16 protein-coding genes and 1 pseudogene are annotated in these 15,317 nt (G+C 64.9%); all 17 read right to left on the bottom strand.

The features are described 5' to 3' along the window. Positions 1-340: pseudogene (locus BGN91_RS08120) on the bottom strand (bifunctional [glutamine synthetase] adenylyltransferase/[glutamine synthetase]-adenylyl-L-tyrosine phosphorylase); the annotation flags it as partial. Positions 341-405: 65 nt separating this feature from the next. Beyond that, positions 406-1,866: an ATP-binding protein gene (locus tag BGN91_RS08115; protein ID WP_292612121.1), complete on the bottom strand. Its 1,461-nt coding sequence runs from the start codon at positions 1,864-1,866 to the stop codon at positions 406-408. A 5-nt stretch (positions 1,867-1,871) separates the two neighbouring features. Then, the gene (locus BGN91_RS08110; RefSeq protein ID WP_292612133.1) at positions 1,872-2,549 is read right to left on the bottom strand and encodes a response regulator transcription factor; all 678 of its coding nucleotides are present in this window, start codon (positions 2,547-2,549) and stop codon (positions 1,872-1,874) included. Between the two features lie 306 nt (positions 2,550-2,855). Further along, positions 2,856-4,430 carry a Do family serine endopeptidase gene (locus tag BGN91_RS08105; protein WP_292612119.1) on the bottom strand — a complete coding sequence of 525 codons (1,575 nt, stop codon included), beginning with the start codon at positions 4,428-4,430 and terminating at the stop codon, positions 2,856-2,858. Between the two features lie 211 nt (positions 4,431-4,641). Further along, positions 4,642-5,178, bottom strand: a complete 537-nt coding sequence (locus BGN91_RS08100) for a cytochrome c-type biogenesis protein (protein ID WP_292612117.1) — start codon at positions 5,176-5,178, stop codon at positions 4,642-4,644. Between the two features lie 25 nt (positions 5,179-5,203). Beyond that, a complete protein-coding gene (locus BGN91_RS08095) occupies positions 5,204-7,186 on the bottom strand; it encodes a heme lyase CcmF/NrfE family subunit (RefSeq protein WP_292612116.1) in 1,983 nt (660 codons plus the stop codon). Then, complete coding sequence (ccmE, locus tag BGN91_RS08090; RefSeq protein ID WP_292612115.1) at positions 7,183-7,683, bottom strand: cytochrome c maturation protein CcmE; 501 nt, start codon at positions 7,681-7,683, stop codon at positions 7,183-7,185. The genes BGN91_RS08095 and ccmE overlap by 4 nt, the downstream gene beginning before the upstream one ends. Before the next feature lie 34 nt (positions 7,684-7,717). Further along, complete coding sequence (gene ccmI / locus BGN91_RS08085; protein ID WP_292612113.1) at positions 7,718-8,824, bottom strand: c-type cytochrome biogenesis protein CcmI; 1,107 nt, start codon at positions 8,822-8,824, stop codon at positions 7,718-7,720. A gap of 171 nt (positions 8,825-8,995) precedes the next feature. Beyond that, the gene (locus BGN91_RS08080) at positions 8,996-10,384 is read right to left on the bottom strand and encodes a hypothetical protein (RefSeq protein ID WP_292612111.1); all 1,389 of its coding nucleotides are present in this window, start codon (positions 10,382-10,384) and stop codon (positions 8,996-8,998) included. A gap of 248 nt (positions 10,385-10,632) precedes the next feature. Then, complete coding sequence (locus BGN91_RS08075; protein ID WP_292612109.1) at positions 10,633-11,106, bottom strand: RT0821/Lpp0805 family surface protein; 474 nt, start codon at positions 11,104-11,106, stop codon at positions 10,633-10,635. Between the two features lie 122 nt (positions 11,107-11,228). Beyond that, complete coding sequence (locus tag BGN91_RS08070) at positions 11,229-12,626, bottom strand: sensor histidine kinase (protein ID WP_292612107.1); 1,398 nt, start codon at positions 12,624-12,626, stop codon at positions 11,229-11,231. Continuing rightward, positions 12,616-13,287, bottom strand: coding sequence for a response regulator transcription factor (locus tag BGN91_RS08065; protein WP_292612106.1), 672 nt, complete (start codon positions 13,285-13,287; stop codon positions 12,616-12,618). The genes BGN91_RS08070 and BGN91_RS08065 overlap by 11 nt, the downstream gene beginning before the upstream one ends. A 140-nt stretch (positions 13,288-13,427) precedes the next feature. Then, entirely contained in the window at positions 13,428-13,679 is a 252-nt protein-coding gene (locus BGN91_RS08060; protein ID WP_292612104.1) for a hypothetical protein, read from the bottom strand. 1 nt (position 13,680) lies between these two features. Continuing rightward, complete coding sequence (locus BGN91_RS08055) at positions 13,681-14,076, bottom strand: hypothetical protein (protein WP_292612102.1); 396 nt, start codon at positions 14,074-14,076, stop codon at positions 13,681-13,683. Positions 14,077-14,099: 23 nt separating this feature from the next. Further along, positions 14,100-14,339: a hypothetical protein gene (locus BGN91_RS08050; RefSeq protein ID WP_292612100.1), complete on the bottom strand. Its 240-nt coding sequence runs from the start codon at positions 14,337-14,339 to the stop codon at positions 14,100-14,102. A gap of 55 nt (positions 14,340-14,394) precedes the next feature. Continuing rightward, complete coding sequence (locus BGN91_RS08045; protein WP_292612098.1) at positions 14,395-14,691, bottom strand: hypothetical protein; 297 nt, start codon at positions 14,689-14,691, stop codon at positions 14,395-14,397. Between the two features lie 47 nt (positions 14,692-14,738). Continuing rightward, a partial coding sequence (locus BGN91_RS08040) for a glycoside hydrolase family 19 protein (protein WP_292612097.1) occupies positions 14,739-15,317 on the bottom strand: 579 nt, incomplete at its 5' end.

The following is a 15,317-nucleotide window of genomic DNA, read 5'->3' as shown; positions in this document are numbered from 1 at the left end:
CGCCGATGTCGCACAACGCGATCAAGAGCGCCGCCTCCGCCTTGACGGCGCGAAACTGCCGCATCGCGTCGGCTTCGTCGCCGGCCTCCGCGGCTGCCGACATCTGCGCAATCAGCCGCGCGAGATGGCCTTCTGGCTCACCGCGAAACAGACGGAGCGTCCGGTCCGGATCGGCGCGCATCAGGTCGAAAAGATAAAGGGACGATTCCGCGACGCCGAGCAGGATGGCCTGGACCAGAGGAAATGCCGCGATCAGTGCCCGCATTGCGCCGGCCCGCTCCGGCGTTAGCTCGGACAGCCAGTCTTCAAGACGGCGTTCGGCTTCGGTGGGCGCGAACACCTTTGGTCCGTCCGCAAGACGCGCCGCCAGACAGGCCCGGTCCGCGTCGTCCTTCGCGGATGAAATCATGCACCATTCTGTTGCACGTCCGGCGTCGGCGCCGCAAGCCCCTCGCCGTTTCGCGCCGGGATCGACAGCATCGCGCACAGGCCCGGATGCGCATCATCGAGCGTCAGATCACCGCCATGAAGCGTGGCCACCGCAGACGCCAGGCTCAGGCCGAGCCCTGATCCCGGCATGGTCCGGCTGGTCTCGAGCCGCACGAAGCGTTCGACGGCGCGCTTGCGGTTAGGTTCGGGAATCCCGCAGCCATGATCGGTCACCGCGAGAATGATGCGGCCGCCGTCACGGCGAGCTTCGATCAGGACCGTCCTGTCGGCTGCGGCCGCGTCCGCACCGAGCGGCTGCGCGGCTGGCTTGGGCTGGCCGTATTTGATCGCGTTCTCGACGAGATTTGCGAGCGCCTGGCTTATCAGTTCGCGATTGCCGTGCAGCGGCGCGGGCTCAGCCTGCACGCTGAGTTTCAGCCCGTTGTCTTCGGCCAGCGGCTCATAAAGTTCGTGGATACCTTGCGCGACGTCAGCGGCGTCGAAATCCGCCATGTTGTCGCGAGCCTGTCCCGATTCCGCCCGCGCGATCATCAGAAGCGCGTTGAAGGTCCGGATCAAACCGTCGGATTCCTCGATGGTCTGTTCCAATGCGGCACGATAGTCGCCCTCGCTGCCCGATTTGGCGAGCGCTTGCTCGGCACGATTGCGCAGCCGCGTCAGCGGGGTCTTCAGGTCATGAGCGATGTTGTCGGAAACTTCCTTCAGCCCGTTCATCAACGCTTCAATGCGCTCGAGCATCGCATTGAGGTTCTCCGCCAGGCGGTCGAGCTCATCGCCCGAGCGGCCGACCGGAAGCCGTCCGCCGAGGTCGCCGGCCATGATGCGCTGGGTGGTGCCGGTCATCGCATCGATCCGGTGAAGCACGCGGCGCGCCACGAAGATGCCGCCGCCAAGCCCGAGGATTACGACGATCAGCAACGACCATTGCGCGGCCGAGGCCACGACGCCGAAGATGCGATGACGCTCCTCGAGATCGCGACCGATCAGCAGGCGAAATCCATTGGACAGCTCCGTCACATTGACCAATGCAAGATGGTCGGACTTGTCCTGCTCGTCGAGTCGGCGGTACTCCGTCTCGCTCCAACCTGTGGTCTCCATCACGCCAGGCTGAAGCGAGCCGACATTGCCGGCGACCGCCAGTCCGGCCGGCGTCGTCACCAAATAAAGATTGGAGCCCGGCCGCAACGCGCGGTTCTCGATCGCGAAGACAAGGCCGCGCAAGCCACGACGATTGAATACACCGGTGAGCAAGCCGGTTTCCTCGTTCACCGTCGCCGTGATCTGATCGGTGATCAGGCGGCGGGTATTCCAGGCGAAATATCCGAGGAGCGAAGCCGCGAACAGCGCGAACAGCAGCAGATAGACCAGCGTCAGCCGAAACGCCGTGGTGCGGAACAGCTTACCGAACGCCGTCACCTTTTTTACCGGACGCCGTCGCGGATCATGTAGCCCGCGCCGCGGATGGTGTGAAGCAATGGCCGCTCGAATCCCTTGTCGATCTTGGAGCGCAGCCGCGAAATATGCACGTCGATGACGTTGGTCTGCGGATCGAAGTGATAGTCCCAGACGTTCTCCAGCAGCATGGTCCGGGTCACGACCTGTCCCGCATGTTTCATGAGGTATTCGAGCAGGCGAAACTCGCGCGGCTGCAGCGTCAGTTCCTCCTCGCCCCGCGCGACACGATGCGACAGGCGGTCGAGTTCGAGATCGCCGACACGATAGACAGTCTCCTCGCGACCGCCCTGGCGGCGCGACAGCACTTCCACCCGCGCCAGCAACTCGGCGAACGAATAGGGCTTCGGGAGATAGTCGTCGCCCCCGGCGCGCAGACCCTTGATACGATCGTCGACCTGGCCGAGAGCGGAGAGGATGAGCACCGGGGTCCGGTTGCCCTTGTCGCGCAGGGAGCCGATCACGGAGAGCCCGTCGCGTTTCGGCAGCATCCGGTCGATCACCAGCACATCGTAGTCCCCGCCATCGGCAAGCGAGAGTCCCTCCTCGCCATCGCCGGCAAGTTCCGCAACGTGGCCGACCTCGCGAAACGCCTTCACGAGATAGTCCGCGGACTCGCGATCGTCTTCAATGATCAGCAGGCGCATCTGGTTGCTGGAATTGCCCAAGATGTTGTCTTTCCATCACCATGGCGCGCCCGTCGCCCGCGCGCAAGGCGGCGAGATATGCCCCGCAATCCGGGAAAAAGTGGGCGGTGGAGCTTGGGGGGACTCCACCGCCCTAGTCCTTCCGACGAAGGGGGGCTGATTTCATCGGAAGGTGGCTCAAGGGGACGGGCTTTTGGCCCGCCCCCCGGAAAGTGCCGTCAGCGGGGGCGACTAATGCCGGCGACGCTTCCCATCTCTTGTCACATCCCTTGCAACGTTCGGTTTTGCACTCTCCGGGATCATGCCCTAGCCCTTCGCGATCGGCACCGCGACGAAACGCGCTGTGCTTCCGGAACGAACCCGCATCAGAACGCTGTTCTTGTTGTCCGCGCGCGCCGCCTTGATTGCGTCACGCATGTCGGCCGAACTGGAGACGCTCTTTCCTCCGACCTCGAGGATCACGTCACCTTCCTTGAAGCCGCGATCGGCGGCCGCGCTCTTCGGATCGACATCGACGACAACGACGCCGGCGGTGCCAGCGCCCGCAACCGACGCTGCCGGAGCGACCGTCATGCCGAGCTTGGGAACGTCGCCACCGTGCAGCGACCCGTGATCATCGCCGTTCAGATCAGCCTTGGCTTCCACCGTGTTGGGCAACGTGCCGAGCGTCAGGTTGACGACCTTGTCCGTGCCCTTGTGCAGGATATCCAGCTTGATCGAAGTCCCCGGCGCAAAGCTACCGATGGTCCGGGCCAGTTCGCGCGCATCCTTGACGGCCGTGCCGTTGACAGCCGTGATCACGTCGCCGGACTGGATGCCGGCCTTCGCAGCCGGGCTGTCGGGCTGCGGTTCAGCCACCAGCGCGCCTTCGGCCTTCTTGAGACCGAGACTATCGGCGATGTCAGCAGTCACCGGCTGGATCTGAACGCCGATCCATCCGCGGCTCACAGAACCCTTGTCCTTGAGCTGTGCGACGACATTCTTGACGGTATTGGCCGGAATCGAAAACGCGATGCCGACGCTGCCGCCGGACGGCGAGTAGATCGCGGTGTTCACCCCGATCACATCGCCCTTCATGTTGAACGCCGGACCGCCGGAGTTGCCCTTGTTGACCGGGGCATCGATCTGGATGAAATCGTCATAGGGACCGTTGCCGATGTCGCGGCCGCTTGCCGACACAATGCCTGCGGTCACGGTGCCGCCGAGGCCGAACGGGTTGCCCACTGCGAGCACCCAGTCGCCGATCCGCGCCTTGTCATCCGACAGCTTCGCAAACGGGAAATGCGAGCCGCCCTCGACCTTGATCAAAGCAAGGTCGGTGCGCGGGTCGGTTCCAATCACCCTGGCGGTGTAGTTCTTGCCGTCGTCGGTCGTGACCTCGACCTTGTCGGCGTCGTCCACGACGTGGTTGTTGGTCACGGCATAGCCATCGGATGAAATGAAGAAGCCGGAGCCCTGACCGGTCACGACGCCATGGCCGTGCCGGCCGCGCAATCCGGGCGGCAGGCCGTCGGGTCCGCCGAAGCGGCGGAAGAACCGTTCCATCGGCGAACCAGGCCGGAACGGCGACTCCAGATCCTCGTCGCCGGCGGCAACCTTGTCTTTCATCCGGACCTTTACCGAAATCACCGACGGCTTCACCCGCTCCACGATGTCGGCAAAACCGATCGGCTGGGCCACCTTGCTCACGTCATTGTTGACTTGCGCATAAGCCGGGCTGGTGAAGAGATCGGCTTTGATCGTCGAAGGGCTGAACCCGTATGCGGCCAGACCCAGGCCGGCGCCAACCGACGCCATCAACGCGAACTTGCGCGCAGTGACCCTGAAGCGGCGGACGGGCTTGAACGGTGAAGGCGGCGTGTGGTCGGGCCTTAGGGTCATGCGGGGTCTCCAGAAGCAGATTGATATGGTGCCGAAAGCAGGAATTTCATGCTCTGAAGATGGGGATTTGCGCCTTACAGCGCGCTGGCCGGGAAATTAATGTTTGGTAACAATGGCGAGCGCCTTATGCGGCCGTTTGGCGCACGGCGGTAAAGCGAGATGAGGGGGATTCAAAACCCGTAACGCGGCGGACGAATGTCGATACGACGCGCTAGCCGGATTCACCCGGTTCGGCCACCAGCTTCGCGAGCCGCGCCTCTTCTTCCTCGCTCAGTCGCGGCGGCGCATCCGCGGCCGCCCGCATCGCCTTCGAACGCCGCCGGCTGTATCCCCAGAGCGCAAGTCCACCGCCCAGCAGAACCAGCGGGGTCAGCAGCCAAAGCGGCAACGTGCTCTTCTCGAAGGGCGGCTTCAGCAATACGAAATCGCCGTAACGGGCGACCAGAAAGTCCAGCACCTGTTGATCGCTGTCGCCCTTTGCAATGCGCTCGCGCACCAGCAGACGAAGGTCCCGCGCCAGCGGCGCCGAGGAATCGTCGATCGACTGGTTCTGGCACACCATGCAGCGCAACTCGCGCGACAGGTTGCGCGCGCGCGCTTCCTGGGCGGGATTGGACATGATCTCGTCGGGCTGCACCGCGTGAGCGGGAGACGCCATCGCGAGGACAAGGCAAAGGAGAACGCCAATTATGCGTGCGAACTTTCCACCCGCGCTGAGTCGTCCCTGCAAAAGCGGATACGACGACATCCTTTGCATCACCTCCGGCACAACCTCACTCCGCCGGCTGGAGGGCGCGGAGAGCTTTCGCAGGTTTCGGCGCGCCAACCCGCAGGCGGCGGTCGGACAGCGACAGCATGCCGCCAAAGGCCATCAGAACCGGCCCGAACCAGATCAGCAGCACCATCGGCTTGTGATAGATGCGCACCGCGATCGAGCCATCGGCGGCAGTATCTCCCAACGAAATGTAGAGCTGGCTTACGCCCCGCGTCAGCAGCGCGGCTTCGGTGGTCGACGCCGCGCGGGTGGTGAAGTTGCGTTTCGACGGCTTCATCACCGCGATTGGCTCCCCGCCTTTGCTCACGGTGAAGCGGGCGGTCTGTTCGCGATAATTGGATTGCTGCCGCTGCGTCGTACCATCGAAGGTCAGGCTGTAGCCGCCGACCCGCGCCACGTCGTTGGGTTTCATGGAGGCGATGAATTCGGTGTTCCAGGTGGTTTCGCAGACGATGCCGATCAGGGCCACGCCGAGGCCGGCGTGAGCGAAGACGGTGCCCCAGGCCGAGCGCGGCAACCCCTTGGCGCGGCGAAACGATACCGGGAGCGATGCACGAAACAGGTTGATGCGCTCGGCGAGATCGCAGAGCGCGCCGAGAATGACGAACACCGCCAGTCCGATCGCCAGTGGCGCGAAGGTGCTGCCGCCGCGCGTCCATGCCCACAGCACGGCCACCGCGATCACGCTGCCGATTCCGGCCGCCATCAAGCGTTGCGAGGCGCCGACCAGATCACCGCGCTTCCACGCCAGCAATGGGCCGAACGGCACCGCGATCAATAGCGGGACGAACAAGGGAGCGAATGTCAGATTGAAGAACGGCGCACCGACCGAAATCCTGTTGCCGGTGATGACCTCGAGCGCCAGCGGATACAGCGTGCCGACGAAGACGGTGGCGCAGGCCGTGGTCAGGAACAGGTTGTTGAGCACGAGCGCGCCCTCGCGCGAGATCGGCGCGAACAGCCCGCCCTGCTTCAGCGCGGAGGCGCGCCAGACATACAAGGACAGGCTGCCGCCGATGAAGGTGCACAGGATCAACAGGATGAAGACGCCGCGCGTCGGATCGGTGGCGAAGGCATGGACCGAGGTCAGCACGCCGGAGCGCACCAGGAAGGTGCCGAGCAGCGACAGCGAGAAGGTCAGGATTGCAAGCAGGATGGTCCATACCCTGAGCGCGTTGCGTTTCTCCATGACCACGGAGGAATGCAGCAGCGCCGTTCCCGCCAGCCAAGGCATCAGCGATGCGTTCTCGACCGGATCCCAGAACCACCATCCGCCCCAGCCCAGCTCGTAATAGGCCCAGTACGACCCCATCGCGATTCCGAGCGTCAGGAAGATCCACGCCATCAGCGTCCATGGCCGCACCCAGCGCGCCCAGGCGGCATCGATGCGGCCTTCGATCAGCGCGGCGACGGCGAAGGAGAACGAGATCGAGAATCCGACATAGCCGAGATACAGCATCGGCGGATGCACCGCGAGCCCGATATCCTGCAGCACCGGATTGAGATCGCGGCCTTCCAGCGGCGGATTGGCGATCCGCATGAACGGATTGGATGTCAGCAGGATGAACAGATAGAATGCGGTCGCGACCCAGGCCTGCACCGCCAGCACATGCGCGCGCAGCGACAGCGGCAGATTGTTGCCGAATGCGGCGACCAGCCCGCCGAACAGCGCGAGGATCGTCACCCACAGCAGCATGGAGCCTTCGTGATTGCCCCAGACGCCGGTGATCTTGTAGATCATCGGCTTCAGCGAATGGGAATTCTGGAACACGTTGAGGACCGAGAAGTCGGACACGACGTGCAGCGTCACCAGCGCCAGGAACGACGCGCCGACGAACGCCAGTTGCGCCAGCGCGGTCGAGCGCGCGACATTCATCAGCGCGCCGTCGTTCAGTCTCGCGCCGATGATCGGAATGGTGGACTGGATCAGCGCAAGGCCAAGCGCCAGCACCAACGCATAATGCCCGGCCTCGGCGATCATTGCGACACTCCCTGCTTGCTCGATGCCTGCGCGCCCTGCGCCTTGCCGGAAGCCTGTTCGCCGTAGTCGTCCTTCCAGTGGCCCTGCTTCTTCAGGGCATCGGCGACCTCCTTGGGCATGTAGGTCTCGTCGTGCTTTGCCAGCACGGTGTCGGCGCGGAATACGCCCGAACTGTCGAGCGCGCCCTCGGCGACCACGCCCTGCCCTTCGCGGAACAGATCCGGCAGGATGCCCTTATAAGCAACCGGAAGCGTCGCGCTGCCGTCGGACACCTTGAACGTGACCGCGAGATTGTCGCCGCGGACCAGCGAACCCGTCTCCACCAGCCCGCCCAGCCGGAAGCGCTGGCCAGGCTTGATGTGATGTTCCGAGACCATCACCGGCGTCGAGAAAAACACGATGGAGTCGCGCAGCGCGTTCAGCACCAGCGCCGCGGCGATTCCGAGCACCACGAGGGCTCCGCCGATCATCGTCAACCGCCGCTGCTTGCGAGTCATGCTGTTTCACCTGCGCGGAAAGCGAACACCTTGATCATCCGTCTATCCCCAGCGCCTTGAGCCCTTCGTTGAGCTGGCGCAAACCTGCTTCGTTGCGTTCGAGCGCACGGCGGGCGTCGTCGCGCACGACGCGCGACTTCTCCGGCTCCTTGAGCACCATATAGGCGCGAGCCAGTCGCAGCCATCCCTCGACGTCATTGCCGTCCTGCTTCAGGCGCGCGGAAAGGCGGTCGACCATTTTATGGATCATCGCCGAACGATCCGCCTCGCTCATATCGCTGGCCGCGGCCACCGCTTCTTCCGTCGGACGGGGCGCGCCGCCCCCGACCTGCGCCAGCGCCTCCTGCACCGCGCCACGCCATTGCGCGTCCGCAGGCGCATCTGCCAACAGCGCCTTCCATATCGTGACGGCGTCGGCGGTCCGGCCGTCCTGCTCCGCCGCCATTCCGAGGAAAAAGCGCGCCTTCGCATCCTTGGGATCGAGGGCGGCCGCGCGCTCGAACTCGCTTTTCGCATCAGCGGTGACGATGCCGTTGGCGGCCCCCGCGATCGCCGCGCCGAGATCGGCGCGGAGCTGTGCGGTTTCACCGACATAGGCGATCACGTTGCGATAGGCGCGCGCAGCGTCGTCGAAGCGGCCGAGCTTTGCGAGCACCGGCGCCAGCACGGTCCAGCCGCGACCGTCGGTGGGATGCTTTTCCAGATGCGATTCGACCTGCGACACCAGGTTCTCGAGCGATTGCGATGCATCGGCTGATTGAACGCGCTCCGCCAGCGGGAAATCGGGCAGTTGCGGCGATCCGAGCGGAAGATAGATCACAAGCGCCAGCGCCGGTATGCCGGCCAGCGCTCCAACCGCCACCATACGCCGCAGCCAGAGCTTGGAGATCTGCGGCTGATGATCTTCTTCCGCATCTGCCGCCTCGATAAGCCGCCGGCCGATTTCGACCCGCGCCGCGGCTGCCTCGGGCGCGCCGATCAGGCCGGCTGCGGCATCACGCCCGACTTCGGCAAGTTGATCCCGATAGACCGTGGTCTCGCTGCCGCCGGACGTTTGCGACCGGGCCGAGCGACCAAGCGGCCACAGCACCGCAAAGACCGCTCCAGCGGTCATCAGCGCGAACACAAACCACAACGTCATCTCATCAGCATTCCGATGGCCCGGCGCAGGAAACGGCCGGTCCGATGGCCGGGTTACATCACGACTGGACAGGGGACGCAATTGACAATTGCGGCACAATTGCCGGCAGCCCCCTGCAACCCTCTGATTTTAGAGCGCGATCGGCAAAAGCGGCGCCACGCATCTGACCGACTAGCCGGCCCGCGACGACTTGGGTTCCGCCGCCAATGCGTTCTCGGCCGCCCGGCTCATCAGCGACGAATAGTCATGGCCGAACAGCACCTCGCAGAAGCGAATCGTCGCCTGGACCTGCTGCTGCCGGAATGCGCGGGCGCGCTCATCGCCGTTGCGGAGCGATTCCACCAGCGTCTGGGCGGCCCGCTCGACGTATTGCTGCAGATCCGAATAGGTTCGCATCGTGACTTCGTTGATGGCCAGTTCGCTGGCGTAGGTCCGGCACACCGCGACGAAATCGATCAGGGCTGCGGTTTCCTCGACCTCCGTCGGGTCGATCCGCGCGCCGGGCGGGATATCCTTGTCGGGTCGCTGACGCAGCAAACGCCGCACCCGGCCCGGGACGTCGTCGATTTCCGATTGCAGGCCATTGGAAATACCGACCCTGATCGCCGCGAGGTGGCGGCCCCAGTTTGAATCGGTGCGGATATCGAGTTCGGTCCGCAGGCCCCGAATGCCGTCATGCACCGTCTTCAGATGTTCGGACACGTTTTCGAAACGCCCGCGCCGGATATCGTCGCGCAGACCGGCCGCAGTCCGCGACAGGTCCTCGAGCACCAGCGTGACTGCCGTGCCATAAGGCGTCGCCGCCACCCTGAACTCGTCGTCCGAACCCGCGAACTTGATCGCCAGGCGGATGACCTGCCACGACGCGGACAGCCGCTGCATCACCAGCGACAGTACGAACGGAGCGGCGAGCGGGGTCAGCAGGGACGGAACATTGAGGGCGGGCATCAGAAGGGCGATCTGCGAATCCCCGAAGATCCGCATAAAATTCGGCAGCCGGATAGTGAGGGTGTCGAGGGCCTCGCGGGCGTTCAGAACCGCTCCGATGGAAGCAAAATCCTCGGCGACGCTGGGCGCGCCGATGCGCCCCAGTATACGCTGGCGGTCGTTGCCGTCGACAACCCGCTGGATGGCGGCGGCTGCCGTCTCCTGCAAGGTCCACGCCGCCGCTTCGATATCGGACGCCGATGCGGTTTGCGTTGCGAGAACTGCCTCGAAGGCGCGCACGGCATCGGGCGCGCCGTCCTGCGCCAGCCATCGCCAGACCGGCATGAGCGAAGTACGCCGGATCTGCCCGGAGCGCGGCGCGGACTCCCCCTCGATCAGAAACGGCTCCAGCGGACGAAACAGAAGTCGGGCCGGATCCTCGCGCCGCGGCGGCGGCGCGCTGTCAGCGGGTCCGCCAGAGATCTTGCGCAACTCCTGGAGCACGAAGCTGGCGACAGCGGCGTCTTCATCGCGCGCGACGGCACGCTCGAACTCCCGCATCAGCAACGCCTGCGACTTCGCCGGGAGTTGTGCGAGATAATTCCTCAGCCGTTCGATCGAGGCCTGGTCCATGCCTGTAAATCTTGACGCGAGCGATCGCGCGGGCGCCGGAAGGGGCCGTGGCATGTTATAGCAGGAGCGGTATTAAGGATGCGTTGAGGAAGGCCGAAGCGTCGGCGAAGCGACGCATGATCCGAACACGGATACGCTTCGCGTGAAGAAACCCTCGCCTATGCCGTCAAGGGTTACATCACACCTCGAAAAGAGCGTGCTTCACCATGAAGATAGGCACGGTTTTTAATACGACATCGCAGGCCGGATCAGCCCACCGCAATCCATTTGCCGTCGCCGCTCCGGCAGGCGGTTTTGCGCACGGTTTCGAGCTGGCCGTCGATCGTGACGGTGTGGGAGTAGCCTCGGCATGTCGCGCTCTTCACCCTGTAGGCGGGGCCTGCGACGATATTGCCGTGGCGACCGGAATCCGGATTGCTCCACGCAATCGGCGCGCCGGGCGCGCCTCGCTCGAGGGCATCCATCTGGGCCTGATAGGCCAGACGCCGGTCGCCATCATCCAGGGCCGAGTCGAGTTTGGGTCCGATCAGCCCGCCAAGCGCCGCCGCGGTCGCAGCCGCCACCGCAGGATCGCGCGCCGGATCGCCCGTCCCTCCTGTCTGGACGGCAAATGCCCCCGCAAACGAGCCCGGACCATCGAGGCCGCCGGAACTCGTCACGTCGCAGCCGCCGAGGGCGAGCGCCGCCGCTACGACAATCAACAGCGTATTCGTCTTGCTCATGAGCCCTCCGGCGCCCACCCGCCGGGAAGATTCCACCGTCCGGCCGCACAGGAGCCGGCAATTCGGGCGGGACTGCGGCGATGCGGCCGCCTCCTGATGTCCGGGCTTTGCGGATACGCGCTTCATGCAGCGGGCAGCACCAGTTCGGCCCGCAGGCCGCCGAGCGGTGACGTGCCGAGGCTCAGGCTGCCGCCATAAAGCGCGGCAAGGTCGGTGACGATCGACAACCCAAGTCCCGACCCCGGCTTGGTCTCGTCGAGACGGCGGCCGCGCTGCGAAGCCTGCATCCGCTCGTCGTCCGACAGTCCTCGGCCGTCGTCGTCGACGATGATGCGCAGCCACGCCGGCTCCGTTCCGGAAGGCGGACGAATGGAAGCCTCGATGCCTACCCGCGAGTGCGCCCACTTGCAGGCATTGTCGACGAGGTTGCCGACCATTTCCTCGAGGTCCTGGCGTTCGCCACGGAATTTCGCGCCGGCGCTGGCCTCGACGTCGATGGCGACGCCGCGGTCGCGGTGAATCTTCTCCATGGTCCGGCGCAGCGCCTCGATGGCGGGCACCACATCGGTCACCGTGGCAACGACGGTAAGCCGCGCGGCGATGCGGGCGCGCTCCAGATGATGGGCGACCTGGTTGCGCATCACCTCGGCCTGTTCGAGCACCTTCGCGGCGAACGGGTCGCGTTGATGCGCGTTGGCCTCGTTGACGATGACCGAGAGCGGCGTCTTGACCGCATGCGCGAGATTCCCGACATGGGTGCGCGCACGCTCGACGATCTCCCGGTTGGCGTCGATCAGCGCGTTGGTCTCACGGGCGAGCGGCGCGATCTCGACCGGAAATTCGCCGTGAAGCCGTTCGGCGCGGCCGGAGCGGATGTCGGCGATGGCGTCCGAAATGCGCTTCAGCGGCGCCAGACCGAACCGCACCTGAAAGATCGTGGTCAACAGCAACCCGATCGTGAGCGCGGCAAAGGTGCCGCCGAGGTAATAATCGAAAGTCCGCGTTTCGTCGAAAATCTCGGTGGCGTCCCCGGCCACCGTGACGCGGAATTTGCCGTCGGCGCCGAGATCGACCGGCCGCTCCGCCATACGCAGGGTCTGGCCCTCGGGGCCGTCGATATATCCGACGCGAACCCCCGAGGAGGAGAGTTCGATGCCTTGATCCTCCAGCTTCGGCAGCTTCTTGTCCCACAGCGAGCGCGATGCGCGGATCTCTTTCTTCTCCTGATCCGTGCGGACGATCTCCCAGTACCAGCCCGACAGCGGCAGATCGAACAACGGCTCGCCGAGCGACTGGAATTGGCGATCGGCCGGCTCGTCGGGCGTCGCCACTTCGGCGATCAGCGTGCGAAGGTAAAGATTGAGGCGACGATCGAAGGCGCGCTCGGACGCCGAGCGATAGACCGACGACAAAATCACGCCGGTGATGAACAGAACGATCGCCACCCAGGCGGTCGCGGACAGGAACAGCCGCGTTGCGAGCGAGTTCGAGCGACGGGTCAGAAATTCCCTAGCGCGCATCTGCCGGCGGTGTCAGCAGGTAGCCGAGCCCGCGCACCGTCTGGATGATATCGACATCCAGCTTCTTGCGAATGCGGCCGACAAAGACTTCGATGGTATTGGAATCGCGATCAAAGTCCTGATCGTAGAGATGCTCGACCAGTTCCGTGCGCGAGACCACCCGCCCGGTATGGTGCATGAGATAGGCGAGCAGCCGGTATTCATGCGAGGTCATCTTGATCGGGTTGCCGCTGACGCTGACGCGGCCGGTGCGGGTATCCAGCGTCACCGGCCCGCAGGTCAGCTCCGACTGGGCATGGCCGGCGCTCCGGCGCAGCAGCGCGCGGATCCGGGCCAGAATTTCCTCGAGGTGGAAGGGTTTTGCGACATAGTCGTCGGCGCCGGCGTCGAACCCCTGCACCTTGTCGCTCCAGCGGTCGCGCGCGGTGAGGATCAGGACCGGCATGGTGCGGCCCTGGCGGCGCCACGACTCCAGCACCGAAATGCCGTCCATCTTCGGCAGTCCGATATCCAGCACGACGGCGTCATAGGGTTCGCTGTCGCCGAGGAAATGTCCCTCCTCGCCGTCGAACGCCCGATCGACCACATAGCCGGCGTCGGTCAGCGCCGTCGTGAGCTGACGATTGAGATCAGGATCGTCTTCGACAACGAGAAGGCGCAAGGCGGGCTCCGTGATTCCACCCGCCAAGATGAACCGCCGCCGCGTGAATGGCAAATGAACGGCAAAACCCCGCTCGTGTCATATTTCCGTGCGGCGGCGGGCGCCTGGTCCGTTCTGCCGGGCGGCTCCCCGGGACGGCGTCAGGTCGTGGTCGTTCCATCGTCCGGCGGCAGCGGACTCAGGAACTCGTCGGTCGCCGCATTGATCCGCTCCAGCACCGCATCGATCTCATCGGAGGTGGCGTTGCTGCCGCCGATCAAGCCGGCGATGGCCTGAACATAGGGGATCGACGAGACCACACCCTGCTCGATCGCGGGCGCGACCTTGACGATGGCGTCGACGATGGCTTCGGCGACGGCAAGGCCGGCCTCGATTTCTGCTGCTGTGACCATGTTATCGTGCTCCGGATGCGAGGATCTGCTGAACGACGATCAGTGCCGCTTGTGCCGCCGAGAGCGCATTGGTGATGTCGACGGACGGATAGGCCTTCTGAAGAGCGACCAGATTGTTGACGGCAAGGTGCGCCTTGAGCATCGCAGCCTGTAGCCGTTCGATGACCGACCGCCGGGCGCAGATGTTGGTCGCGCTTGGCGTGGTGCCGGTCCTGCAAAGCGGCAGCGCCTTGTAGGCGTTGGCGGCGTTCACCGCGACGCCATAGGCGTTTTCGATGCCGTAGACCGTGTTGAGTGCAACGGCCGTGTTCAGATTCAGCGATGGCAGCGCGACGGTCTGGCAACCTGCCAGGGCCAGACCGAAGACGAGCACCGTCGCGGCGACAAGCTTTCGCATGGGAACTCCTGTTGTTCGTGGACTTACTTGACCGCGCCGGTCGCGGCGCTGACGGTCGGCACGTCGGGACGCGCGGCCGCGACCGATGGGACCGCCTTGGTGCCGGCCTTGACGTAGAGACCCCATGCCACTGTGAAGAGCGTGCCGACCGCGCCGATGATGCTGGTCACCTGGTCGGAGGTGACCCAGCCCTTGCCGGTAGCGAAGCTGCCGGCGGCGATCAGCAGATAGCGCACGACCTGCCACACCGAATCCGATGTCATGTCTTGTCTCCAGTGATGTTGCGGGATGGCGCGAGACCGTCGCGCGGCGGACGTTCTATTCGCTCCCGACCCGGGAATGCGAGGTGATCAGGTTGCTGTCGATGCGCTTGAACTCGACCTCGCGCTCGCTGGCCATCCGGGCCAGTTCACCGTCGCGCTTGGCGTCGGTCTGCCGTCTGTTCGCTTCATCCTCATTGCGAAGGCGGATCTTCGCGAGTTCGAATTCCTGGTTGAGGACGAAACGACCGCGTCGCATGATAATCGACGTCAGCACGATGCAGATGCACACGAAGGCAACGCAAAGCACAGTGGCGGAATTGAAATCCACCGGCCCGACAATCTGGGACAGCATGACAAATCACCGATGTTGAAGAATGGCCTGAAACCGTCAGACGCCGGTTAGATTCCCAGCGCCCGCTTCCACTTCGAAACCCACGCGCGGCGTTCCGATAGTCCGATGTAACCGCCGTTCAGCCGCTTCGTGACGCCGCGGAGATCGTCCTTTCGCGCGTATGGCAGACAGCCGCAGAGCACGAAATCGGCCACGCCGCATTCGAGAAAATGCGCGGGATCGATCACCAGATCGGGGCGCGCGAGGAGATCGAGCCCGGTCGCGGCGGCCAGGCGCGCATAACCGTCCCGCCCCGTGGTCTGCACAGCGCCGCGGCCGCGGAAGTTCCAGCCGTCGTCCGAGCCGCGCCGATTGCCCATGCGGCCGTTGTAGACCTTGTTGGCGAGCGCGCGCGGGTTGTGCGCGTAAGGCGCGGCGCTGGCGGTGGTCGGGAAGCGCGACGGCCACACCGCCATCATGCGGGCCGCCGAATAGTCGAGGTTCTCGATCACCGCGGTCCCCGCCCCGCATTCATGGCTGACCTGGCTCATGACGTGCGCGACCAGAAGCGGCGTCGTGAGTCCGTGTTTATCGAATATCGCGGGGGCCGCTATCGCCATGCCCTCGATCAGCCCGGCGATCCGGCT

It is taken from the genome of Nitrobacter sp. 62-13 (assembly GCF_001896955.1).
Classification (GTDB): domain Bacteria; phylum Pseudomonadota; class Alphaproteobacteria; order Rhizobiales; family Xanthobacteraceae; genus Nitrobacter.
The sequence above is the reverse complement of the archived record's forward strand: the minus strand, read 5'-3'. Positions and strand labels throughout refer to the sequence as shown.